Below are 23,296 nucleotides of genomic sequence, written 5' to 3'. Positions count from 1 at the left end.
CGATCGGCAGCGCAGCCGGATATGGGGTGCAAATTTAAAATCATACCTTAGGCGCAGTCCCTCTTTCATCGGCAATCCCGATGATGGAACGCTTGACCTCCAGCAGATGCTCGGCCATCGCGGCCTGCGCATCCCTCTCGCTGCCCGCGGCAACGGCCCGGAGAATGCGGCGGTGCTCGGCGTTGGAGGCTTTGCGCCGGCCGCGAACATGCTCCACCAGTTCCGATTGCGTCGAAAGCGCGCCGCGGACATCGGCGACGACTTTTCGGAAGATCGCATTGCCCGAGGCTTCGGCGATCTCTCCATGGAACTCGGCGTCCATCCGCACCCATGTCTGGACGTCGTCCTCCTCATCCATCCGGTCGCACAAGGATGAGAGCGACGCCAGCTGCTCGTTCGAGCGCCGCAATGCCGCCCAACCCGCAGCCGGGATCTCGATGCAGGGGCGCGCCTCCATGAGATCGCGGGCGGAATAGGCGCCGCCGCCGAGCTGCCGCGCCGGGCTTTCCGAAACGATATAGGTGCCCCGGCCGCTTCGGGTCTGCGTGAACCCCAGCGTCTGCAGCGAGCGAAGCGCCTCACGCACGATCGCCCGGCTGATGCCGTAACGTTCGGCGAGCTGCACCTCCGCGGGAAGACGGGTGCCAAGCGCCAGTTTCCGACCAACAATGGCGGTGCGGATATCTTCGAAGACCGCTTCGGCAGCGTTTCTCCGGCCGATCTCTTTCTTCTCTGACAGCCATGAATCCATATCCTGCATCGAAGGACGATGCGGGCATTCGAAAGAGCTGTCAAGCAGCCGGACAGGTGCCGGCGGCCTGCCGACGCGTGGCCTACCAGAGCTTCATGTGACGGTTGACGTCCTTGTAGAGCAGGTAGCGGAAGCGGCCGGGGCCGCCGGCGTAGCAGGCCTGCGGGCAGAAGGCGCGCAGCCACATGAAATCGCCGGCCTCGACCTCGACCCAATCCTGGTTCAGGCGATAGACGGCCTTGCCCTCCAGCACATAGAGGCCGTGTTCCATGACATGGGTTTCCATGAAGGGGATTACCGCGCCGGGTTCCAAGGTCACGATGTTAACGTGCATGTCGTAGCGCACATCGGCCGGATCGATGAAGCGGGTCGTGCCCCAGCGTCCGTCGGTGTCGGGCATGGCGCGGATCGGATGGTCGTCCTCATGGGTGACGATCGCCGGCGGCGGCTCCAGCCCCTCGACCTCCTGAAAGGCCTTTCTGACCCAGTGGAAGATGGCAGCGGCCGAACCATCGTTTTTCAGCCGCCAGGCCGAACCGGCGGGAATGTAGACGAAGGAGCCGGTGCGCAGCGCGTGGCTGACGCCTTCGAGCTCCACCGTCATGCCGCCTTCGACGACGAAGAGGACTGCTTCGGCCCGCTTGTCCGGCTCCGGCCGATCACTCCCGCCGCCGGGCTGAACCTCCATGACATATTGCGAGAAGGTTTCGGAGAAGCCGGAAAGCGGACGGGAAAGAATCCAGGCGCGCGTTCCCGTCCAATGCGGAAGCAGGCTCGTGACGATATCGCTCATGACGCCGCGGGGGATGACCGCGTAAGCCGTGGTGAAGACGGCCCTGCCGGAAAGCAATTGGGTCTGCGGCGGCAAACCGCCGAGCTTCGAATAATACTCTGTCTTGTCCATAGATGCGGCTTTCCAGGCAGGTGTCACTGCATCTGCTTTATGCGCCGTCTGCCCGTTAGGCAACTGCCATTGGGCCAAGCCAACCTATCGATCGGCCATCACCAGATGGCCCGGCCCGACTTCACGATAGACGGTGGCCGGAGGCTGGTAGTCGACTGATCGCATCGGGCTCTTGATCTCGTCATTCGCCACCATGCGTTTTTCGTGGCGGCGGTCGGGATCCGGCACCGGCACGGCGGCGATGAGCTTCTTTGTGTAGGGGTGCTGCGGATTTTCGAAGACGGCGGCGCGCGGGCCGATCTCGACGATCTCGCCGAGATACATCACCGCCACGCGGTGGCTGACGCGCTCGACCACCGCCATATCGTGCGAGATGAACAGGAAGGCGAGGTTGAGGCTCTGCTGCAGATCGAGCATCAGGTTGATGACCTGCGCCTTGATCGACACGTCGAGCGCCGACACGCTTTCATCGGCGACGATGACCTTCGGCTGCAGGGCAAGCGCCCGGGCAATGCAGATGCGCTGGCGCTGGCCGCCGGAAAATTCATGCGGATAGCGCGCCGCCATATCCGCGGACAGGCCGACCTTGACCAGCAGATCGGCAACGACCTCTTTTGCCTGTTTCGAACTGCCCATTCTGTGTTCGAGATAGGGCTCGGCGATCGCGGCCCCCACCGTCATGCGCGGATTGAGGCTGGCAAAGGGATCCTGGAAGATCATCTGCACGGATTTGCGCATCTCGCGCAGATCCTTCCTGTCGAGGCCGAGCACCTCCCTGCCCTCGACGAGAACGGAACCGGCCTGCGGCTCGATGAGACGCATGATGGCGCGGCCCGTCGTCGATTTGCCGCAGCCGGATTCGCCGACAAGCGACAGCGTCTCGCCGGCGTGCAGATCGAAGGAGACGTTTTCGACCGCATGCACCCGGCTGGTCAGCCGGCCGAACAGACCGGAATGAATGTCGAAACGCTTGCTGAGGTTCCTCACCTCAAGCACCGGCGTTGCTGCGACGGTATCGGCGGCCTCGGCCGGACTATCCGACTGACCCGTCGCCGTGTTGACCACCGGGAAGCGCAGCGGCCGCTGGCGGCCCTGCATCGAGCCGAGCACCGGCACGGCCGACAGCAGTGCTCTGGTATAGGGATGTCTGCCGCGGTGGAAGATATCGGCGGTGACGCCGCTTTCGACCTGTTCGCCGCGATACATGACCACCGTCCGATCGGCGATCTCGGCGACGACGCCCATATCATGGGTGATGAAGAGAACAGACGTCCCCTCCTCTTCCTGCAGCATCTTGATGAGATCGAGGATCTGACCCTGGATCGTCACGTCGAGCGCCGTCGTCGGCTCGTCGGCGATCAGGAGCCTCGGCCGGCTGGCAAGCGCCATGGCGATCATCACCCGCTGGCGCATGCCGCCGGAAAAGCGGTGCGGATATTCGTCGAAGCGCGAGGCGGCCGAGGGGATGCGGACTTTTTCCAGCAGCCTGATCGTCTCGGCCCTGGCATTGGCCTTGCTCATCTCGGAATGGCAGAGCAGCGCTTCGGAAATCTGATCGCCGATGGTGAACAGCGGATTGAGCGAGGTCATCGGCTCCTGGAAGATCATCGCCACCTCGTTGCCGCGCACCTGCCGCATGGCATGTTCGGGCAAGGTCAGCAGGTCGCGGCCGCCGAGCATGACCCGGCCCTCGACGCAGCTGCTATCGGCCTGCAGCAGCCGCATGATCGACAGCGAGGTGACACTCTTGCCCGAACCGGATTCGCCGACGATCGCCACCGTCTCGCCAGGTGCGACGGTGAAGGAAACGTCACGCACAACAGGTTTCCACACGCCGTCGACCAGAAAGGACGTCGTCAGCCCCTCGACGGAAAGAACGGTGGTGGCTGTCTCAATCGATTGTGCTTGGACGCTGCCCATGTCGGTTCCTTCTACGTTCAATCCGGCCAGCGCAGCACGCCGTCGAAGCGGTGCTTGCTGCGGTTTTCGATCGGCGTCGCGATGATCTCGTTGGAGGCGCGCGCCTTGTCGAGTTCCTCGGCCAGGCGGTTTGCGACGATCGTCTCCTGGCCCGGATGCAGGTTGCACGGGTCGAGATAGAAATAGCGGTGCTCCACCTCGTGATCGCGCACGATGATCGGCGGGCTGCCCTTCGCCAGTGCATCGGCCAGATCCCAGGCGGTAATATGCGCCTCTTCGGCATCGACGATCAGGCGCAGCCGGTTGAGCGGATTGTTGGTCGGGTCGGGCTCGACCAGCGCGGTGACGCCGGGACGGCCGTCGAGTGTCTTCTTCCAAAGGTTGAGATAGCCGGTTTCGCGTTCGCGAATGCCGGCATGGTCGCGCCTTTCCCAGGCTTCGAGTGCTGCCATGACACCGAAGATGCTTTCCTTGCCGACCTTCATGCCGCGGCCGATGCCCATATTCTGCAGGAAGGCATGGCGCACAAGTTCCTTGCGGCCGGCGACGATGCCGGACGTCGGGCCGCCGAGGAATTTGTGGCCGGAATAAAGCGCGATATCGGCCCCCTGCTCCAGGAAAATCCTGAGATCATATTCCGAGGCGGCATCGACGATCACCGGCACGCCCCTGGCATGAGCGATCTCGACGAATTCCTTCAGGTTCAGCAGGCCGTAGTCGACGACATGGTGGGAGACGACATAGACGGCGGCGGCGGTCTTTTCGGTGATCGCCTTTTCCATGTGGAAGCGGTGCGTCGAGGTCGCTTGTCCCACAAGCACGACCTTGCCGCCGGCAAGCCGGATCGCCTGATCGACCGGTGCGCCGTAGCTCACCACATGCCCCATCTGCACCAGCACCTCGTTCTTCTCGGGCACGACATCCGGCAGCTTCTCGATTGCCAGCAGATTGTCGCCTGACATGGCGCCGGCGACCGCCAGCGAAATGCCGGCCGAGCAGGAAGCGGTGACGAAGCCCGCCTCACCGCCCGTCAGCCGGGCGATGACCGCGCTTGCCTTGCGCTGCAGGTCGTTGATCTCGACGAAATGCGGCAGGATCGATGCCATCGCCTCGATCGCCTCCGGCACGACGATCGAGGCGCCGAGGCTGGTCATCGTGCCGGATACGTTGATGACGGGGCGAAGGCCGAGCGAAGGTCTGATGTCATTCAGCATGAAGGTCTCCAGAAGTCTCAGTCGAGGAACAGGCCATGGTGGGCGCTGCTCCGAATATGAAAGCTCTCGTCAGCCATTCAAGGCGACGATCGCCTCAATTTCGACGGTGATGTTGCCGGGCAGCGAGCCGAAGCCGACGGCCGAGCGGGCATGTTCGCCGGCCGCGCCGAAAACTGCAATCAGCAGATCCGAACAGCCGTTGATGACGCTCGGATGATCCTCGAACTCCGGCACGGCATTGACCATGCCGAGCAGCTTGACCACCCGCTTGACACGGGAGAGATCGCCGAGCGCATCATGCATGACGGCGAGCAGATTGATGCCGGTCAGCCGCGCATGCCGATAGGCCTCCTCGACACCGACATTTGCGCCGACCTTTCCTGCATGCAGGAAACCGTCGGCCTCGCGCGGCCCCTGGCCGGAGAGGTAAAGCATATTGCCTTCCACCACATGCGTCACGAAATTGGCGATCGGCGGCGGCGGCGGCGGCAGCTTGATGCCGAGGGCGGCTAACCGTTGGTAAGGCGAGTTCTCGACCTTGCCGGCGGCGTTGGGAAACTGATTCACGCAAACTCCTGTCATGCGAATTTTGGATTGGCGAATTTGGATTTGGATTGGCCGATTTAGGTCGGCGGATTAAAGGTCCTTGCGAAGTCTTGGGTCGAGCATGTCCCTGAGGCCGTCGCCGACCATCTGCAGCGACAGCACCGAGAGAATGATGGCGACACCCGGAAACAGCGTCATCCAGTCGGCCTGGCCGATATATTGGCGGCCGGCGGCGATCATCGTTCCCCAGGTCGGAATTTCGGGGCTGACGCCGAGGCCGAGGAAAGAGAGGCCGGCTTCGGCGAGCATCGCGCTCGCAAAGAGGAAGGTGGCCTGCACCAGGATCGGCGACAGCAGGTTGCGCAGCACGTGCCGGGTCATGATGTGGAAGGTCGAAATGCCGAGCGCCCTTGCCGCCTCGACATAGGGCAGTTCGCGAATGACCAGCGTCGAGGCACGGACGATACGGGCCAGGCGCGGGGAATAGACGATCGACAGCGCGATGATGACAGTGGTCAAGGACGGGCCGAGGGCCGCGACGAGGGCGATCGCCAGCAGAATATCCGGGAAGGCCATCATCGCATCGATCAGCCGGGCGATCGGTGTATCGAGCTTCTGGAAGAAGCCGGCAAGCAGGCCGAGCGTCACGCCGATCACCGCCGACAGGCTGACGACCGCAACGCCGACGAGCAGCGACAGGCGGCCGGCAAAGATCGTGCGCGAAAAGACGTCGCGGCCGAACTCATCCGTGCCGAAGAAGAAGGCGCCGCTCGGCGGCTTCAGCCGGTTGACGATCGAAAGTTTGGACGGCGAATAGGGCGCGACGACAGGCGCGAAGACCGCCAGCAGCACGAAGATCGCCAGGATCAGCAGGCCGAAGGCCACCGTCTTGCGTTTCAGCAGGCGGCGGATGAACTTTCCGCTTTCGGTTTCGGCTGACTTGATTGCGATATCGGCCATCAGTAGCGCACCCTCGGATCGACCAGCAGATAGAGCATGTCGATCGCAAAATTGATCAGCACGTAGAGGGCGGCGATGGCGAGCAGCGCACCCTGGATGACGGGGTAATCGCGGCGCAGCACCGCCGAGACGACGAGATTGCCGACACCGGGAAGGCCGAAGACCGTCTCGGTGACGACGGCGCCCGAAATCAGCACCGCCGCCGTCAGGCCGAGCACCGTCAGGATCGGGATCAGCGCATTCTTCAGCGCATGCTTGAGGATGACCTTGCGCTCGACCAGCCCTTTGGCGCGTGCCGTGCGGATATAATCGTCGCCGAGCACATCGAGCATCGAGGCGCGGGTGAAGCGCAGGATCAGCGCCGAGGAGACGATGCCGAGCGCGAAGGCCGGCAGCGTCAGATGATACATCCGCTCGAGGAAGGTCGAGCCCGGACCGCCATAACCCGAGACCGGGAAGAGGTTGAGCCGTACGGCGAAGAACTGCATCAGGATCAGGCCGAGCCAGAAGCTCGGAATGCTGGCGGCAAACATCGCCAGCGTTGTTGCCGCCTGATCGACGAAGGAGCCGCGCCAATAAGCGGCATAGATGCCGATCGGCAGAGCGATGACGCTGGCGATGGCAAGGGAAAACAGCGTCAGGAAGAAGGTCGGCTCGGCGCGGTCGAGCAGAGCCGACGTCACCGGCATGTTGAGGAAGATCGACTGGCCGAGATCGCCCCTCAGCAGTTGGCCGATATAATAGACATATTGCAGGCCGAGCGACTGATCGAGGCCGAGGCGGGCCCGGAGATCGGCAACATCCTGCGGCGTCGCATCGGGGCCGAGCATGACGGCGGCCGGGTCACCCGGCGTCACGCGCACGATGACGAAGACGATCGTGACGACGAGAAACATCACGACGATCATGCCGAATAGACGCTGGAGGATGTAGCGGATCATCCGACTCTTGCTCCTCGGCTTGGTCCATGTCCGTGTCGTAGCGGAATCCGCCGCCCTCCCTCATCCCTGTGCTTGTCACAGGGATCCAGCCACGGCGCGTCTGCGCTGTGATTGACTCTTATCCGTTCAAGAAGTCCTCCGCGCTCAAGGACTTGAGCGCGCTGGATTCCTGTGACAAGCACAGGAATGAGGGAGCAAGTGGTAGGCACAGAGATCACTCCATCACTTCTTGATCGAAGCGTTCCAGAAATACGGCCACGGGGCCGGATCGACGCCTTCGAGCTTGACGGATTTCGCCGAAACGGCGTTGAAATCGCCGATCTTCATGAAGGGCGCGTCGGTATAGACGGCCTTCTGGACATCGGCCCAGAGCGCCACCCGCTTCTTCGGATCAACTTCCGAGGTGAAGGCATCGACGGCGGCCTTGCGGGCCGGCGTATCCCACCAGCCGGGCGAGCTGGTCGAAAGCGAGCCGATCAGCGCCGGCTCCGGCAGGAAGGGGCTGTGGGTAATGTAGATATCCCAGAGCTTCGGATCGGTGCGGCGCTGCGTCAGCGTCGCCCAGTCCACCACCTGCATATCGACGGTGAAGCCGGCAAGCTTCAGATATTCAGCGGCGACCTGCGCCATCTTGTAGTGGAATTCGTACTGGCGGCTGGTCAGGATGCGGATCGGCTCGCCATTATAACCGGCCTTCTTGGCGGCAGCCGCCGCCCCTTCCGGATCGGCGACATTATAGGCGCCCTCGACACCGGCATCGGTCGACCAGGAAAAGCTCTTCGGATAGATGGCGCCGTCGAGCGCATAAAAATCCTTGCTGCCGAAAGCGGCGGCCAGCATGTCTTCCATGCTGAGCGCCTGGCGGATCGCCTTGCGAACCTCGACATTCCCGGCAACACCTTCTTTCGTGTTGAAGACGAAGACCGGATAACCGAAGGGCTTCAGCATGACCGGCTGCGAGGCAGTGGAGGCTTTCAGCTTGTCGTAGGATTCGACGGGGATCGAATCGACATAATCATACTGGCCGGAGATGGCGGCCTCGACGCGGGTGTTCGGATCCGGCACCGGCACGAAGCGGATTTCATCGAGATATTGATGGCGGGCGCCGCCATAACCATTGCCGTCGCCTTCGCGCGACTTGTAGCCGTCGAAGCGGACGAGCTGGATATACTGGTCAGCCTTGCGCTCCTTCAGCATATAGGGGCCGGTACCGATGAACTCCTTCATCGGCTCGTCCTGCTTTTCCGAGGGGATGATGATCGCCGCCGAATTGTTGAAGGCAAGCAGCGAGGTCAGCGGCGCATAGGGCTGCTTCAGCGTGATCGTGACGGTCGAAGGATCGGCAGCCGTGATCTTGTCGATGAAGCCGGCCACCTGCTTGCCGCGCGAGGCGATCTTCATCCAGCGGCCGAGCGAGGCGACGACGTCTTCCGAGGTCATGTCGCTATTGTCGTGGAACTTGATGCCGGTCCTGAGCTTGATCGTATAGGTTTTGCCGTCGGCGCTGATCTCGGGCAGGCTTTCGGCCAGCAGCGGCGTGACGTTCCAGCTCTTGTCGAACGTGTAGAGCGTCTCGAAAATATGCTGAGTGACGATGCCAACGAGATCGGCCGTCGACGACATCGGATCGAGCGTCGGCGGCTCGCCGATCGTCGCGACATTGATGACGCCGCCCTTTTCCTGGGCAAAGAGGGTCGAAGGCAGGGCAACAAGCGCAGTGCCGAGCAGGAATGCGACAAGCGTTTTCATATGAGGGCTCCCGGTTAAGTTCCACAATTATGTAATTCATCTTTTTGTAACAGAATAAGAGATGAAGTGATCGTGTCAAGCGGAAGCCGCGGATTATATCGTGGGACGAGGATCAGGACGGCGAAAACAGCACCGCATCACCGGCTCGGCTGGTCACCTGCGCGAAGGCTGCGCATTATGCCGACTGAAGAATCGGCAGCGGCAGAGCATCAATAAGGCGAGGATGGAATGAACATCGACTTCAACGACGGAAAATGGCTGCACGAACCGGCCAGCTGGCGCGTGGACGACACCGCTCTCACCCTGACGACCGATGAAAAAACCGACTTCTGGCGAGAGACCCATTACGGCTTCACCCGCGACAGCGGCCATTTCCTCGCCTTTCCCACGCCCGAGAGCTTCACCGCCCAGATCCGCATCCAGGGCGAATTCCGCACCCTCTACGACCAGGCCGGCCTGATGGTCCGCCTCGACGAAAAACGCTGGGTCAAAACCGGCGTCGAATTCACCGACGGCGAAGCCTTCCTCAGCACCGTCGTCACCGACGGCAAATCCGACTGGTCGGTGTCGCAACCCTTCAAGGAACTCGAGGATTTCTACATCCGCGTCACGGTCTTAAACGGAGCGATGCGCATCCAGGCCTCCCGCGATGGCAGCCGCTGGCCGCTGCTGCGGCTAGCACCCCTCCCAATCGCCGACCGATACGAAGTCGGTCCGACGGCCTGCACGCCGGAGCGCAGCGGTTTGATGGTGCGGTTTTCGGCGTTTTCGATTGGGCCGGCGATTACGACGGGTCTGCATGATTTGAGCTAAGTCAGGATTTCTACGCCGATCAATTTGCCATCCTCTCCGCCAATCGAGGATCATGTCTGCATCACCGAACAACTGAAGCAAATCCGCCCGGCCGAGATCAACAAACAGATCTCTCAGCCTGATAGAATTGCAAACCACGCCGGGGATTTCTCTGCCTGGGTGATTAGGCAGATAAACGCAAAAAACGTCTCTTTCGTTGGCATCCAATAGAACGTAGTCATCGCCCATGAACCACCTCTCCGTTTTGCTTAATTTAAAAGTCATCGTGCCGCGCATCCAGGATGACCGAGATCCAGTCAACTGATCCGTTCGAACTCTCGCAATCTCTCAGCAGACATACCCTTCGCCTCGTGCGCTCCGGGCCAAGTCCACCTCTCAGAGCCGTCGTCCCTTATCCAAACGCTCCCAGCAGAGCACTCCTCGTGAAAGAAACTAATATTTTGCTCAAAAACCTTTGCATCCCGCCGCATCTTGTCAAAGTCCTCGGTCAGCCTCGGTGCGGATGAATTTTGCCTCCGCTCTTCCGAGCACCATTTCCCGACGGTCGATCGGTAAAGCTCGTTCGAAAAGCGTAACCGGTGTGCCGCTCACGCCTTGACCTTAAATCTTATGATCACATCCATAGCCGACGCCGATTATTGCATTTGCGCACTTCATTCACCCTGACTGCCGAATGCCTACTCGCGTCAAGCGCTACATGCCGTCACCACCATAACCGTACAGGAATTGCATTTCTTCGCTCTTCACTCGCTTTTCGATCAGCGTTAGAAAGGCCTCCGCACCAGGAACAGGCAAATGCCGAAGCCTGAGAACGAGCCGGATGTTGTCCTTGGCCGTGCCCGGATGCCTGAGCCGGAACGCCTCGCTTGCCGCGACGCCTATGCAGTCGTCTATCTTTTTCCCTAGGATATCGATGTGAAAGGTTATGATCTTCTCGTCCGACCATCCGTGGAAGGCGAGAGCCTGATCGGCCGTCCATGGAAGAGTATCATTAACGATCATCCGAACGTGATTGTTCGGATAGGGCACCTCCAAAACGAGATCGACAATGCCCTCAAAGGTAGTGCGGTCTAGGTCTGCCATGGTGGGATCGCTGCTACGCGTCAAATGCCGCCGATCAGCAAATAGGGATAGTGTTGGATCACGGTCCGTACGCGGTCCTCGAACCGGTCAAGGAATGTCAGCAGTGCTTTCCGATGGAACTTATATTTGCGCGGCATTAATCCGGCGTACAGGACGTATTTGTCGACGATCGCACGCAGGGGGGCATTCCCCCTCACGTCACGCCTGAGTTCGTCAAATCGAGAGAGAATATTGAGCCAGATATCTCTCCCTATCCACGTGGTGCCCCAATGACGATAGTTTCTCGTCCAATCAGGGAAGGAACGAGCTACGAAGCCCTCGATGAATAAAAAAGCTTCTTCTCGTATGTTGAATACAGCCGGGTTAGACCGATCACAGTCATACTTGCCGCAGAAGTCGTGGTCGCAAGGGATGAAATCGAAAGTGAGCCCGCCTCGCGGCCCATCTACAAAGCTATAGTCGATAGACATCTGAAAAAAGCGGACATCGCGTGCCGCATCTGGAGTGATCACCCGCAATAGCAGCAAGGCCGTCAGATATCAACGCTTGCATCGAGACGACCGCGCGGCAAAGGCCAGGCAAGCCGGGACGGAATCGGCGCGCCCCCTTGGTTCGAACCCAATCATTGGTGCTCTTCGGCTGGTGAGATCGCCGGCTGATCATGCGTACATCGTCGACGACTCATCCGCCCTCAACCGCGGACTGTCATTTTCGGGATGACATCCGCCCCGTTCTCTGCGAAAAAGAGCGCGATGAGAGACAGGGGCGTTCGTCGACAGACGGGCTGAGAAGCACCCTTCGAACCTGAACCGGATAATGCCGGCGGAGGGAGTCGCTCGGGGTCGCGGTTCGCCGCACGAATTACCCCGTGCCCGCCCCCGCCTGAAAGGGGCCACATGCAGACCAGGACCACACCAGGAGCCATGCTGAAGGCGATGCGCGAGAAGCCGCCGCTCGTTCAGTGCATCACCAATTACGTCGCCATGAACATCGCCGCCAATGTTCTCCTGGCCGCCGGCGCCTCGCCGGCCATGGTGCATGCGGCTGAGGAAGCCGGCGAATTCGCCGGCATCGCCAACGCGCTGACCGTCAATATCGGCACGCTGTCGACGCAATGGATCGACGGCATGCAGGCGGCGGCAAAGGCGGCGACCTCGGCCGGCAAACCCTGGGTGCTCGATCCGGTCGCCCATTATGCCACGGCGTTCCGCCGCGATGCGGTCGCCGGTCTGCTGGCGCTCAAGCCCACGATCATCCGCGGCAACGCCTCCGAAATCATCGCGCTCGCCGGCGGCGAGAGCAGCGGCCAGGGCGTCGACGGCCGCGATCCGGTCGAGCGGGCCGAAGGTTCGGCGCGATGGCTGGCCGAGCGCCAACAGGCGATCGTCGCCGTCACCGGTGCCGTCGATTTCGTCACCGACGGCCAGCGGGCTGTGCGCATCACAGGCGGATCGACCTTGATGCCGCAGGTTACCGCGCTCGGCTGCTCGCTCACCTGCCTCGTCGGCGCCTTTGCCGCCACGGTGCCCGAGGATATGTTCGGGGCGACGGTCGCCGCCCTTGCAACCTTCGCCATCGCCGGCGAGGAGGCAGCGCTGGGTGCGGCCGGTCCCGGCTCCTTTGCCTGGCGCTTCCTCGACGCGTTGAACGCGCTCGACGCCGAAACGCTCGATGCCAGGGCACGGGTATCGGCGGCATGAAGACTTTCGACCTTTCGCTCTATCTCGTCCTCGATCCCGATCTCTGCGCCGGGATCGGCATGGTCGAGACCGCGCGGCTTGCCGTTGCCGGCGGCGCGACGATGGTGCAACTGCGCGACAAACATGCCGGCACGGCCGGGATGATCGAGACCGGACGCGCCTTGAAACAGGCGCTTGATGGCACCGGCGCGCTCCTCATCGTCAACGACGATGTCGAGGCGGCGATCGCCATCGGCGCCGACGGGTTGCATATCGGCCAGGAGGATATGGATGCGGTGACAGCGCGGGCGACGATCGGCTCCGACATGATCCTCGGCCTGTCGGTCGAAACCGCGGCGCTTGCCGCTGCCGTCGATCCCGATGTCGTCGACTATACCGGCGTCGGGCCGGTGTTTGCGACACCGACCAAGGCCAACCACAAGCAGCCGATCGGCTTTGACGGTCTTGCCAAGCTGGTGGCGGCTTCGCCGGTGCCCTCGGTTGCGATCGGCGGGCTCAAGGCGGAGCATGTGGCCGAAGTCTTTGCCGCAGGCGCGAGCGGGCTTGCCGTCGTCTCCGCCATCTCAGGCACGCCCGACCCGGAAGCGGCGACGCGCCGCATCGCCGCTGAAATTCGAAAGGCCCGCCCATGATCCGCAACGTCCTCTCCATCGCCGGCTCCGATCCCTCGGGCGGCGCCGGCATCCAGGCCGATCTCAAGGCCTTCTCCGCCCGCGGCGTCTACGGCATGGCGGTGCTGACCGCGCTGACGGCGCAGAACACGCAAGGGGTCACCGGCGTGCATCTGGTGCCGGCTGCATTCGTTGCCGATCAGATCAACGCCGTCTTTGCCGATGTGCGTGTCGATGCCGTCAAGATCGGCATGATCGCCAATGCCGGCATCGCCGAAGCCGTTGCTGGAGCGCTCGCCGCAGCTCTGGCCGAGGGACGCGGCATCCCCATCGTCATCGATCCCGTGATGATCGCCAAGGGCGGCGCCGCCTTGCTGGCACCCGAAGCCGTCGACGTGCTGACCCGCCGGCTGCTGCCGCTCGCGACGCTGCTGACCCCGAACCTGCCTGAGGCCGCCGCCCTGCTGCATCAGCCGGTGGCGACAAACCGCGCCGAGATGGCGGCGCAGGCCGAGCAACTGCGCGCGCTCGGCCCGGCCGCCGTGCTGGTCAAAGGCGGTCATCTCGACAGCGAGGAAAGCCCCGACGTGCTTGCCGCGGCCGATGGTCTGCACTGGTTCGAAGCCCGGCGCGTGCCGACCAAGAACACCCACGGCACCGGCTGCACGCTGTCGAGCGCGCTGGCAGCCGAGCTTGCCAAGGGTGCCTCGGCTGAAGAGGCCGTCGCCATCGCCAAGGATTACCTCGCCGGCGCGGTTGCGGCTTCAGGCAGCCTCAGCGTCGGCTCCGGACACGGCCCGGTGCAGCATTTTCATGCGCTTTGGAAAGCGGCGGGATAAGTGCCTCACGTCGCCGCACGCCTTCATTCAAAACGGCTCGGGCTCCCCGGGCCGTTTTGCATTTTGGACCCACCCCGCATTGAAACCCGGCCCTCGCGAGGGCCGGCTCTGCGGCTCATTTCAGAATCCCTGTTGACAAGCCCGGTCGCATGGCCAAATCTATATCATTAAAAGGGGATATATTCCGCAATAACGGAATATTAGGAGGAGTAACAGGGTGCCAGACCTGCTTGTGAGTCTATACTCGACAGAGCTCGCCGACCTGCAACGGAAAGCCGATCATGTCGGCGTCTCCATCCGCCCGGCCCTCCCCCCGGAACTGCATCTCGTCGTCAACTGGGTTCGCGAAGGGTTCAGCGAGAACTGGGCGAGCGAGGTCTCGGTCGCCTTCTCCCGCCAGCCCGTCGCCTGCCTGATCGCCGTCGACGGCAGCAAGCTTCTCGGCTTTGCCTGCTACGACACGACGGCACGCGGCTTCTTCGGCCCGACCGGAGTCGATCCTGAAGCCCGCGGCAAGGGTATCGGGCTCGCCCTGTTTTCCGCCTGCCTTCAGACCATGAAGACGCTTGGCCATGCCTATGCCTTTATCGGCGATGCCGGCCCGGTCGATTTCTACGCCAAGACCGCAGGCGCAATCACCATCCCCGCCCCCGACAAGGGCATCTACGAAGGCATGCTGAGAAGCATGCCGACATGACCATCTGATCCCGGAGCACCAGAATTGTCCTCGACCCCGCTCGCCCTTTTCGTCGGCCTTCCCAATCCCGTCCTTTCGGACGATGAATTCGCCCTGTTCCGCGAGACCAATCCGCTCGGCCTCTTCGTCGGCCGGCGCAATCAGCGCGAGCCGGAGCAGACCAGGCGGCTGATCGAGCGCTTTCGGCAAGCTGTCGGCCGCGACGATGCGCCTGTCTTCACCGACCAGGAAGGCGGCCGCGTGCAGCATCTCGATGCCGGGCCCTGGCCGCTCTTCCGCAGCTTCGGCCAGTTTGCCGAACTGGCGCGCCGCGATTTCGATCTCGGCAAAAAAGCACTGCGCCTTTCCTCCCAGGCGATGGGCGCGATGATGACGGAGCTCGGGCTTTCGAGCGGCTGCTCGCCCGTTCTCGATCTCGTCTTCGAGACGACGAGCGCGGTCATCGGCGCCCGCTCCTTCGGTCCCGATCCCGATGTCATCGCCGCCCTCGGCCGCGAAGTGGTCGATGGCCTGCTCGAGACCGGCAACATGCCCGTGATCAAGCACATTCCCGGCCATGGTCGCGCGACGCTCGACTCTCACAAGGAGCGCCCGGTCGTCGACGCCTCGCGCGAGACCCTCGCAGCGACCGATTTCAAGCCCTTCGTCGCGCTGAAGGATACGCCCTGGGCGATGGTCGCCCATGTCGTCTACTCGGCCTATGACGCGGAGCTGCCGGCCTCTGTATCGCCGGTCATGCACGACGTCATCCGCACGGAGCTTGGTTATGACGGCGTGCTGATTTCCGACTGCATCTTCATGGAGTCGCTCTCCGGCACGCTGCCGGAACGTGTCGCCCAAGTGCTCGACGCGGGCTTCGACATCGCCCTCCATAGCCATGGCGACGTCAGGGAAAGCGAAGCTGCCGCCAAGGCCGCCCGGCCGCTGACCGACGCCGCCTTGAAGCGGATCGCCGCCGGCAAGGCCCGCCTCAGCAATCTCAAGATCGACGTCCGCGCCGCCCATGCTGAGGTCGAAGACATGTTTGCCAGCGCGCTGGTCTCCTGACCGCCGCGCCATCTCTCACCGCATAAAAGAAGGGGAATAAAACATGAAAAAATATCTTCTTACCGCCGCTGCCCTGACACTGCTTTCGGGTTCCGCCATGGCGCAGACGGTCCTGACGGCGAATATCGAACCGGCAACGACCTGGGTTCGCAACTTCAACCCGTTCAACCAGACCTCGTCGCGCCAATCGACACTCGATTTCATCTACGAGCCGCTTGTCATCTTCAATCGCTTCGACAGCAACAAACCGGTCTATCGGCTGGCCGAAAGCTTCAAGCTCTCCGACGATCTGAAGAGCATCGATTTCAAGCTGCGTCCGAACCTGAAATGGTCCGATGGTAAGCCGCTGACCGCAGCCGACGTCAAGTTCACCTATGACTATCTGAAGAAATTCCCGGCGCTCGATTTCGTCAGCATCTGGACCTTCGTTACCGACGTCCAGGCCGTCGACGGCCAGACGGTGCGCTTCACGCTCGCCAATCCGAGCTCGCTTGCCGCCGAGCAGATCTCGCAGCTGCCGATCGTTCCCGAGCATGTCTGGAAGGATGTCACCGATCCCGTCACCTTCGCCAACGAGAGCCCGGTCGGCAGCGGCCCGCTGACGGAAGTGCCGCGCTTCACCGGCCAGACCTACGACCAGTGCCGCAACCCGAACTACTGGGACAACGCGCATCTGAAGGTCGATTGCATTCGCTTCCCGCAGCTTGCCGACAACAACCAGATGCTGACGGCGACAGCCGACGGCACGCTCGACTGGGGCGTCTCCTTCATTCCCGATATCGACAATGTTTATGTCTCCAAGGATCCGGCGCATTTCCACTACTGGTATTCGCCGAGCAGCATGGTCGCCTTCCTGTTCAACCTGGAAACGGCGAACGAGAACAACAAGAAAGCCTTCAACGACGTAAAATTCCGCCGCGCCGTCTCGATGGCGCTCGACCGCAAGACGATGATCGACGTCGCCGGCTACGGCTATCCGACGCTGAACGAAGATCCCGGCCTGATGGGCGAGCTTTACAAGAGCTGGTCGGACCCATCCATCAAATCAGACTTCGGCAAGTTCGCGACCTATGACGCCGACGCCGCCAAGGCGCTGCTCGACGAGGCGGGCTACAAGGACAAGGACGGCGACGGCTTCCGCGACAATCCCGACGGCAGCAAGATTGCCTTCTCGATCATCGTGCCGAATTCCTGGACGGACTGGGTCGACACCGTCAACATCGCCGTCGAAGGCATGCAGGCGGTCGGTATCGACGCCAAGATCGAAACGCCTGAAGAAGCGGTCTGGACCGGTAACCTGATCAACGGCAGCTTCGATGCGGCGATCAACAGCCTGCCGGCCTCGGCCTCACCCTATTATCCCTATAAGCGCGCCTTCAGCGCCTCGGACAAAGGCAAGACCCGCTTCACCGCGCAGCGCTGGTTCAACCCCGATGTCGAGAAGCTCGTCACCGAGTTCACCCAGACCGCCGATCTCGCCAAGCAGAAGGACGCGATGAACAAGGCGCAGCGCATCGTCGCCGAAAACATGCCCATGATCCCGGTGTTCAACAATCCGAACTGGTATCAGTACAACACCAAGCGCTTCACCGGCTGGTCGACCAAGGAAAACCCCTTCGTCAATCCGTCGATCTCGCGGACCAATCCGGCACGCCTGCTGAACCTCTTGGCTCTCGAACCCGTCAAGTAAGCATCGTAGTCCTCGGGAGCGGTGCAAACGCCGCTCCCGTCACGACGGAGTTCCCATGGCCTTCCTGCTTCGCCGCCTCGTCTTCTACATGGCAGCCTTCATCGCGGCAGCGACGATCAATTTCTTCCTGCCGCGGCTGATGCCGGGTGATCCCGTGCAGATCATGTTCTCCAGCGCCGGCACCGAATTGCCGCCGGAAAGCCTGCAGGCGCTGAAGCTCACCTTCGGCTTCGTCGACGGTCCGCTCTGGCAGCAATATCTCACCTATCTCGGCAGCATCTTCACCGGCGATCTCGGCCGCTCGATCAAATATTTCCCGCTGCCGGTCACCTCGGTGCTCGGTCATGCCCTGGTCTGGACCGTCGCCCTGATGGGAACGGCGACGGTCGTCAGCTTCGCGCTCGGCACCTTGCTCGGCATCCTCGCCGCCTGGCGCCGCGGCAGCAGGTTCGATGTCGTCGTTTCCGTCGGTGCGATTTTCGCCACCTCGGTGCCATCAGTCGTCACCTCGCTGATCGTGCTCTTCATCTTCGGCTTCACGCTCGGCTGGTTCCCGAACGGCTATGCCGCCGATCCCTCGCTCGATCCGGCCTTCAGCCTGCGCTATATCGGCAGCGTCGCCTATCACGGCATCCTGCCGATGGTGACGCTCTGCACGGTGCTGATCGGCGGCTTCACCGTCACCATGCGCAACAACATGATCAACCTGCTCGGCGAGGATTATATCGTCATGGCCCGCGCCAAAGGCCTGTCCGACCGGCATGTGATGCTGTGGTACGCGGCGCGCAACGCCCTGCTGCCGACGGTCTCCAGCCTTGCCATCGCCATCGGCACCATCCTCGGCGGCTCGCTGGTGACGGAGGTCGTCTATAACTATCCCGGCCTCGGCAACATTCTCTACCAGGCGATCCTCGCCCGCGATTACCCCGTCATCCAGGGCCAACTGCTCATCATGACCGCGACCATGCTGATCGCCAATTTCATCGTCGACGTCAGCTATATCCTGCTCGATCCGCGGCTGAAGGGAGCGTGAGATGAAGACCCTGCTTCGAAACCGCAAGGCGCTCACCGGCCTCGTCATCATCGCCGTCATCATCATCGTCGCGATCGCAGCACCGCTGCTGACGCAATACGATCCCGCCGCCCGCAGCGGGCGGCCGCACCAGCCGCCGTCGCTCGACCATATTCTCGGCACCACCCGTATCGGCCAGGATGTCTTCGCCCGGCTGATCTATGGCGCCCGCACCTCGCTTGCCGTCGGCTTCGGCGCCGGCCTGCTGATCACCCTCGTCGGCACCGCGCTCGGCATCATTTCCGGCTATCGCGGCGGCAAGACCGACGAGGTCATCAGCTTCTTCACCAACATGGTGCTGGTCGTTCCGAACCTGCCGCTGCTGCTGGTGCTGGCCGCCTTCATCGGCCAGGCAAGTCCCGTCGTCATTGCCCTCATCCTGGGGGCCACCTCCTGGGCCTGGGGCGCACGCGTCACCCGTGCCGAAACGCTTTCCGTCAAGCATAAGGATTTCGTCAAATCCGCCGAGATGATGGGCGAGCCGCAATGGCGCATCATGACATTCGAGATCTTCCCCAACGTCATCTCGATCGTCGGGATCAATTTCATCGGCAGCGTCATCTTCGCGATCATTACCGAGGCGACGCTTGAGTTTCTCGGCCTCGGTGACCCCCGCGCGATCTCCTGGGGCACCATGCTCTACAATGCGCAGAAGGCCTCGGCGCTTTCGGTCGGCGCCTGGTGGGATATCCTCACCCCCTGCTTTGCCCTCGCCTTTCTCGGCATCGGCATGTCGCTTCTGAATTTCGCCGTCGACGAGATCGCCAATCCGCGGCTGCGCACCGGCAATCACCTGAAGCGCTGGTCACTGCTCGTCCGTTCCGGGGAGGGCCGCCTGTGACGCAGCCGCTGCTGTCGGTGAGGAACCTCACCATCGACTATATCGGCGAGGAGAAGGATTTCCGCGCCGTCGACGATGTCAATTTCGACGTCGCGCCCGGCGAGGTCTTCGGCCTTGCCGGCGAATCCGGCTGCGGCAAAAGCACCATCGCCTTCGCCATCAGCCGCCTGCACAAGCCGCCGGCGCTGATCCGCAAGCAGAGCCGCATCCTGCTCGACGGCCGTGACGTGCTCGATCTCGACCGGCAGGCGCTTGCCGCCTTCCGTTGGCGCGAGGTCGCCATGGTCTTTCAGAGCGCCATGAATTCGCTGAACCCGGTGCTGCGCATCGAAACGCAATTCTCCGACATGCTGCACACCCATAAAGGCATGAGCCGCGCTGCAGCCCGCGAGCGCACCGCCGAAATGCTCAGGCTCGTCGATATCGCCCCGGATCGCATGCGCGACTATCCGCACCAGTTTTCCGGCGGCATGCGCCAGCGCATCGTCATCGCCATCTGCATGGCGCTCGATCCGAAGCTCGTCGTCATGGACGAGCCGACGACGGCGCTCGACGTCGTCGTCCAGCGCGAGATCCTGCAGCGCATCAACGAGCTGCGCCGCCGCTTCGGCTTCTCCGTGCTCTTCATCACCCATGACCTCGGGCTGATGGTGCAGTTCTGCGACCGCATCGGCATCATGCTGTCAGGCAGGCTGGTGGAGCAGAATTCAGCCGAGGCGATCTACAAGACTCCGGCGCACGATTACACGAAAAAGCTCTGGGCCTCCTTCCCCTCGCTGCATGGAGGAGTGCTGCTATGAGCGACGCCATCCTCGCACTCGACGCCGTCACCAAGAGTTTCGGCTATGGTTCGGCGGTCGTTCACGCGGCACGCGCCATCTCCTTTTCACTGCATGCCGGCCGGGCGCTGGCGCTGGTCGGCGAATCCGGCAGCGGCAAGACCACCTGCGCCCGCATGGCGATGCGCGAATATCTGCCGACATCGGGCCGCATCCTCTACAAGGGCCGGCCGGTCGAGGCGGCGAATTCCGCCGAAATCGCCCGCTACCGCCGCTCGGTACAGATGATCTTCCAGGATCCCTTCGCCTCGCTGAACCCTGCCCACACCATCGCCCACCATCTGAGGCGGCCGCTGAAGCTGCATCGCCCCGATATCAAGGGGGCCGAGATCGATGCGACGGTCCGCGAACTGCTGCAGCGCGTCAGGCTCGATCCCGATCTCGTCGCGCCGAGATATCCGCACGAACTCTCCGGCGGCCAGCGCCAGCGCGTCAACATCGCCCGCGCCCTTGCCGTCCGGCCAGAGGTGATCGTGGCGGACGAACCGACCTCGATGCTCGACGTCTCGGTGCGCCTCGGCGTGCTGAACCTCTTGAACGAGATGAAGCAGCAGATGAATCTCGGCCTGCTCTATATCACCCATGACATCGCCACGGCCCGTTATGTCGCGGAAGATATCGCCGTGATGTATGCCGGCCAGATCGTCGAATGGGGCAGCACCGCGGGGGTGATCGACAATCCGCAGCATCCCTATACCAGGCTGCTGCTCTCGGCCGTGCCCGACCCCGATGTCCGCTTCGAAGACCCGAAAGCCCGGCTCAGGCCTGAGGAGGTGGAGAATATCCGCAGTCGTTCAGCCGCGCCGCAGGACGAGATCGTCGAAGTGGAGCCGGATCATTTCATGCGGATGATCTGACAGTCCGTTTGATTGCGCCTCAGCTGAGTTCCTGGGCGAGTCCGAGGAGAATCCCTTCGGGCCCTCTTATGTAGCAGAGCCGATATGTATCGCCGTACTGGACGACGTCGCCGACGAGCTGCGCGCCACGCGCACGAAGCCTTTCAAGCGTGTCGTCGATGTCATCGACGGTGAACATGACGCGGAGATAACCGAGCGCGTTGACCGGAGCGTTGCGGTGATCTGCGACGACAGCAGGCATGAGGAAGCGGGAGAGTTCGAGCCGGCTGTGGCCATCAGGTGTGCGCATCATGGCAATCTCGACACGCTGATCGCCCAGCCCCGTGATGCGCCCGGCCCATTCGCCTTCGATCATGGCCCGTCCTTCGAGCGCGAGGCCGAGTTCGCCAAAGAAATCAATCGCCGCTGTGAGGTCTTCGACGACGATTCCGACATTGTCCATCTGCTTGAGCGCCATGTTTCCAATCTCCAAAGTGTCGTTGCAATCCACGAGGTGTCGCCTCGTCTGACAAAGGACGCTTGAGGTGCCCCGACACCGACAGCCTCCAGCCTAAATTCGCTGCTGTTCGCATCAGAAGCTTGAAGCATGGACGGCCTCAAACCACCGCCCGTTTTCAAACGGTCTCCGCCTGCTTACTGGCCCCGCTCATCGCCCTATGCTAGGGGACGGTTCTTTCACGTGAGGCGAAACCGTCATGCTGCCCTGGATCCAGCTCGATTGCGCGACCATTCCCGGCGAAGGCGGCGAACTCAGGCTGAAGCAGCGCGGCAGCGAGTTCTCGATCATGCTCGGCGCCAACGAACTGATGAACAGCCGCCTCAGCGGCTCGGAGGAGGCGCTGGCGACGCTTTCCTGGGAACGGATCAAGGCGCATCCAAAACCGAGGGTGCTGATCGGCGGGCTCGGCATGGGCTTTACCCTGCGCGCCGCTCTCGCCATCCTTCCCGAAGATGCCGGCGTCACCGTCGCCGAACTGGTGCCGGCCGTCGTGACCTGGGCGCGCGGCCCGATGGCCGAAGTCTTCAAGGGCTGCCTCGACGATCCCCGCGTCGGCATCCATCAGGGCGATGTCGGCGAGGCGATCCGCGCCGGCAAGGGCGCCTATGACGCGATCCTGCTCGATGTCGACAACGGCCCGGACGGGCTGACCCGCAAATCCAACGATCGGCTCTATGATTTCGCCGGCCTGCGTGCCGCCCGCGACGCGCTTCGCCCCGGCGGCGTTCTCGCCGTCTGGTCATCCGGTCCGGACCCCGATTTCACCCGACGCCTCAGAGACAGCGGCTTTTCCGTCGATGCCGTCAACACCCGCGCCAATGGCAAGCGCGGCGGCGCCCGCCATGTCATTTGGCTGGCGGTGAAACCGGCCCGCTGATCAAAGCTCCTCAACGAATGAGGTGATATCGCCTGGGTCAGCTGGCCGACACGATCCTGCGGGCGGCATTGATGGCGCGGCGGGCGCCGGACCGCAGCTGCGTGGTCTCGGCGCCGGCAATGACCAGGTCGAAGCCGAATTTCAAAAGTTCGCCGGCCCGCTCGCCGTCGGCGGCAAAGGCGCAGGCGAATTTGCCGTGGGCACGGCAGCGGGCGACGGCATGCTGCATGGCGCTGTCGATTTCGGCCGCGTTCGGCGCCACCTGATCGCCGTTCGACAGCGCGATCGAAAGATCGGAAGGGCCGATGAAAATGCCGTCGATGCCGGTCACGCCGAGAATGCCGTCGATCGCGTCGAGCGCAGCACGGGTCTCGATCATGGCGATGGCGACGGTGAGCGCATTGGCGCTCTTCAAATAATCGTCGGCCGACAGGCCTGTATGGTTCAGCGCCAGCGACGGCCCCCAGCTGCGCTCGCCGACGGGCGGATATTTCGTCGTCCGGACCAGGGCTCTCGCATCGTCGGGCGAATTGATCATCGGCGCGATGATGCCGGAGGCACCGGCGTCGAGCAGCCGTGAGGCGGAGGCGAAATCGCCGACCGGGATGCGCGCCAGGGCCGGCTTGCCGGCCAGACGCACCTGCGCGATGCCATTAGCCGCCGACGGCATGTCCCACATGCCGTGCTGCATATCCAGCACGACGGCATCGAAGGCCTCCTGCGCCAGATGGTTGACGAGCATGGCATCGGGAATGCCGACCCAGGCGGAGATCATGCCGCCCCGGCTGCCCCTGATCCGGTTCGCAAAGCCGTCGATGTCAGTTGCATCCATGCCCTTCTCCTCAA

The 23,296-nt window shown here is 62.6% G+C and carries 24 protein-coding genes and 1 riboswitch; of the genes, 12 read left to right on the top strand and 12 right to left on the bottom strand.

Annotation, left to right across the window (positions count from 1 at the left end; translation table 11 throughout):
• Positions 1-40 precede the first annotated feature (40 nt).
• The 8 genes from AF337_RS35700 to AF337_RS35665 all read right to left on the bottom strand — a co-directional run bounded on the left by AF337_RS35700 (position 41) and on the right by AF337_RS35665 (position 8,985).
• Positions 41-760 (bottom strand): FadR/GntR family transcriptional regulator, encoded by a 720-nt coding sequence (locus AF337_RS35700; RefSeq protein WP_049735785.1) that lies wholly within the window; start codon positions 758-760, stop codon positions 41-43.
• A gap of 73 nt (positions 761-833) precedes the next feature.
• On the bottom strand, positions 834-1,655 hold the full coding sequence (locus AF337_RS35695) for a bifunctional allantoicase/(S)-ureidoglycine aminohydrolase (protein WP_049735784.1): 822 nt from the start codon (positions 1,653-1,655) through the stop codon (positions 834-836).
• 84 nt (positions 1,656-1,739) lie between these two features.
• Positions 1,740-3,575 (bottom strand): ABC transporter ATP-binding protein, encoded by a 1,836-nt coding sequence (locus AF337_RS35690; protein ID WP_049735783.1) that lies wholly within the window; start codon positions 3,573-3,575, stop codon positions 1,740-1,742.
• Between the two features lie 17 nt (positions 3,576-3,592).
• Positions 3,593-4,789: an aminotransferase class V-fold PLP-dependent enzyme gene (locus AF337_RS35685; RefSeq protein ID WP_049735782.1), complete on the bottom strand. Its 1,197-nt coding sequence runs from the start codon at positions 4,787-4,789 to the stop codon at positions 3,593-3,595.
• 69 nt (positions 4,790-4,858) lie between these two features.
• On the bottom strand, positions 4,859-5,371 hold the full coding sequence (locus tag AF337_RS35680; RefSeq protein ID WP_037074330.1) for a RidA family protein: 513 nt from the start codon (positions 5,369-5,371) through the stop codon (positions 4,859-4,861).
• Positions 5,372-5,425: 54 nt separating this feature from the next.
• Positions 5,426-6,295, bottom strand: coding sequence for an ABC transporter permease (locus tag AF337_RS35675; protein WP_049735781.1), 870 nt, complete (start codon positions 6,293-6,295; stop codon positions 5,426-5,428).
• Entirely contained in the window at positions 6,295-7,236 is a 942-nt protein-coding gene (locus tag AF337_RS35670; RefSeq protein ID WP_049735780.1) for an ABC transporter permease, read from the bottom strand. Before AF337_RS35670 ends, AF337_RS35675 begins: the two co-directional genes overlap by 1 nt.
• A 222-nt stretch (positions 7,237-7,458) precedes the next feature.
• Positions 7,459-8,985 (bottom strand): ABC transporter substrate-binding protein, encoded by a 1,527-nt coding sequence (locus AF337_RS35665; RefSeq protein WP_049735779.1) that lies wholly within the window; start codon positions 8,983-8,985, stop codon positions 7,459-7,461.
• Positions 8,986-9,213: 228 nt separating this feature from the next.
• On the opposite strand from AF337_RS35665, the gene AF337_RS35660 reads away from it, so the two are divergent.
• Complete coding sequence (locus AF337_RS35660; RefSeq protein ID WP_049735778.1) at positions 9,214-9,798, top strand: DUF1349 domain-containing protein; 585 nt, start codon at positions 9,214-9,216, stop codon at positions 9,796-9,798.
• Between the two features lie 693 nt (positions 9,799-10,491).
• Here AF337_RS35660 and AF337_RS35655 read toward each other — a convergent pair.
• Complete coding sequence (locus AF337_RS35655; RefSeq protein WP_049735777.1) at positions 10,492-10,881, bottom strand: hypothetical protein; 390 nt, start codon at positions 10,879-10,881, stop codon at positions 10,492-10,494.
• A 20-nt stretch (positions 10,882-10,901) separates the two neighbouring features.
• Entirely contained in the window at positions 10,902-11,408 is a 507-nt protein-coding gene (locus tag AF337_RS35650; protein ID WP_049735776.1) for a hypothetical protein, read from the bottom strand.
• A 224-nt stretch (positions 11,409-11,632) separates the two neighbouring features.
• Positions 11,633-11,729, top strand: a riboswitch (TPP riboswitch).
• Positions 11,730-11,777: 48 nt separating this feature from the next.
• Between AF337_RS35650 and thiM the strand changes: the two genes are divergently transcribed.
• The 10 genes from thiM to AF337_RS35600 all read left to right on the top strand — a co-directional run bounded on the left by thiM (position 11,778) and on the right by AF337_RS35600 (position 21,074).
• Entirely contained in the window at positions 11,778-12,581 is an 804-nt protein-coding gene (gene thiM, locus AF337_RS35645) for a hydroxyethylthiazole kinase (RefSeq protein WP_049735775.1), read from the top strand.
• Positions 12,578-13,213, top strand: a complete 636-nt coding sequence (thiE, locus tag AF337_RS35640) for a thiamine phosphate synthase (protein WP_049735774.1) — start codon at positions 12,578-12,580, stop codon at positions 13,211-13,213. Before thiM ends, thiE begins: the two co-directional genes overlap by 4 nt.
• Positions 13,210-14,031, top strand: coding sequence for a bifunctional hydroxymethylpyrimidine kinase/phosphomethylpyrimidine kinase (thiD, locus tag AF337_RS35635; RefSeq protein ID WP_049735773.1), 822 nt, complete (start codon positions 13,210-13,212; stop codon positions 14,029-14,031). The genes thiE and thiD overlap by 4 nt, the downstream gene beginning before the upstream one ends.
• Positions 14,032-14,248: 217 nt before the next feature.
• On the top strand, positions 14,249-14,728 hold the full coding sequence (locus AF337_RS35630) for a GNAT family N-acetyltransferase (protein ID WP_049735772.1): 480 nt from the start codon (positions 14,249-14,251) through the stop codon (positions 14,726-14,728).
• Between the two features lie 24 nt (positions 14,729-14,752).
• A complete protein-coding gene (locus AF337_RS35625) occupies positions 14,753-15,775 on the top strand; it encodes a glycoside hydrolase family 3 N-terminal domain-containing protein (protein WP_049735771.1) in 1,023 nt (340 codons plus the stop codon).
• Positions 15,776-15,818: 43 nt separating this feature from the next.
• On the top strand, positions 15,819-17,465 hold the full coding sequence (locus tag AF337_RS35620; RefSeq protein ID WP_049735770.1) for an ABC transporter substrate-binding protein: 1,647 nt from the start codon (positions 15,819-15,821) through the stop codon (positions 17,463-17,465).
• A 55-nt stretch (positions 17,466-17,520) separates the two neighbouring features.
• Positions 17,521-18,498 (top strand): ABC transporter permease, encoded by a 978-nt coding sequence (locus tag AF337_RS35615; protein WP_049735769.1) that lies wholly within the window; start codon positions 17,521-17,523, stop codon positions 18,496-18,498.
• A 1-nt stretch (position 18,499) separates the two neighbouring features.
• The gene (locus AF337_RS35610; protein ID WP_049735768.1) at positions 18,500-19,378 is read left to right on the top strand and encodes an ABC transporter permease; all 879 of its coding nucleotides are present in this window, start codon (positions 18,500-18,502) and stop codon (positions 19,376-19,378) included.
• Positions 19,375-20,178 carry an ABC transporter ATP-binding protein gene (locus tag AF337_RS35605; RefSeq protein WP_049735767.1) on the top strand — a complete coding sequence of 268 codons (804 nt, stop codon included), beginning with the start codon at positions 19,375-19,377 and terminating at the stop codon, positions 20,176-20,178. The genes AF337_RS35610 and AF337_RS35605 overlap by 4 nt, the downstream gene beginning before the upstream one ends.
• On the top strand, positions 20,175-21,074 hold the full coding sequence (locus AF337_RS35600) for an ABC transporter ATP-binding protein (RefSeq protein ID WP_049735766.1): 900 nt from the start codon (positions 20,175-20,177) through the stop codon (positions 21,072-21,074). The genes AF337_RS35605 and AF337_RS35600 overlap by 4 nt, the downstream gene beginning before the upstream one ends.
• Positions 21,075-21,093: 19 nt before the next feature.
• Here AF337_RS35600 and AF337_RS35595 read toward each other — a convergent pair whose 3' ends face one another.
• A complete protein-coding gene (locus tag AF337_RS35595; RefSeq protein WP_049735765.1) occupies positions 21,094-21,531 on the bottom strand; it encodes a VOC family protein in 438 nt (145 codons plus the stop codon).
• Between the two features lie 238 nt (positions 21,532-21,769).
• On the opposite strand from AF337_RS35595, the gene AF337_RS35590 reads away from it, so the two are divergent.
• On the top strand, positions 21,770-22,450 hold the full coding sequence (locus AF337_RS35590) for a spermidine synthase (RefSeq protein WP_049735764.1): 681 nt from the start codon (positions 21,770-21,772) through the stop codon (positions 22,448-22,450).
• Between the two features lie 37 nt (positions 22,451-22,487).
• On the opposite strand, the gene AF337_RS35585 is transcribed toward AF337_RS35590, so the two are convergent.
• Entirely contained in the window at positions 22,488-23,282 is a 795-nt protein-coding gene (locus AF337_RS35585) for an HpcH/HpaI aldolase family protein (RefSeq protein WP_049735763.1), read from the bottom strand.
• Positions 23,283-23,296: the final 14 nt, after the last annotated feature.

It is taken from the genome of Rhizobium ecuadorense (assembly GCF_001187535.1).
GTDB lineage: Bacteria > Pseudomonadota > Alphaproteobacteria > Rhizobiales > Rhizobiaceae > Rhizobium > Rhizobium ecuadorense.
Note: the sequence above shows the minus strand (reverse complement) of the source record. Positions and strands in the feature narration are given on the sequence as shown.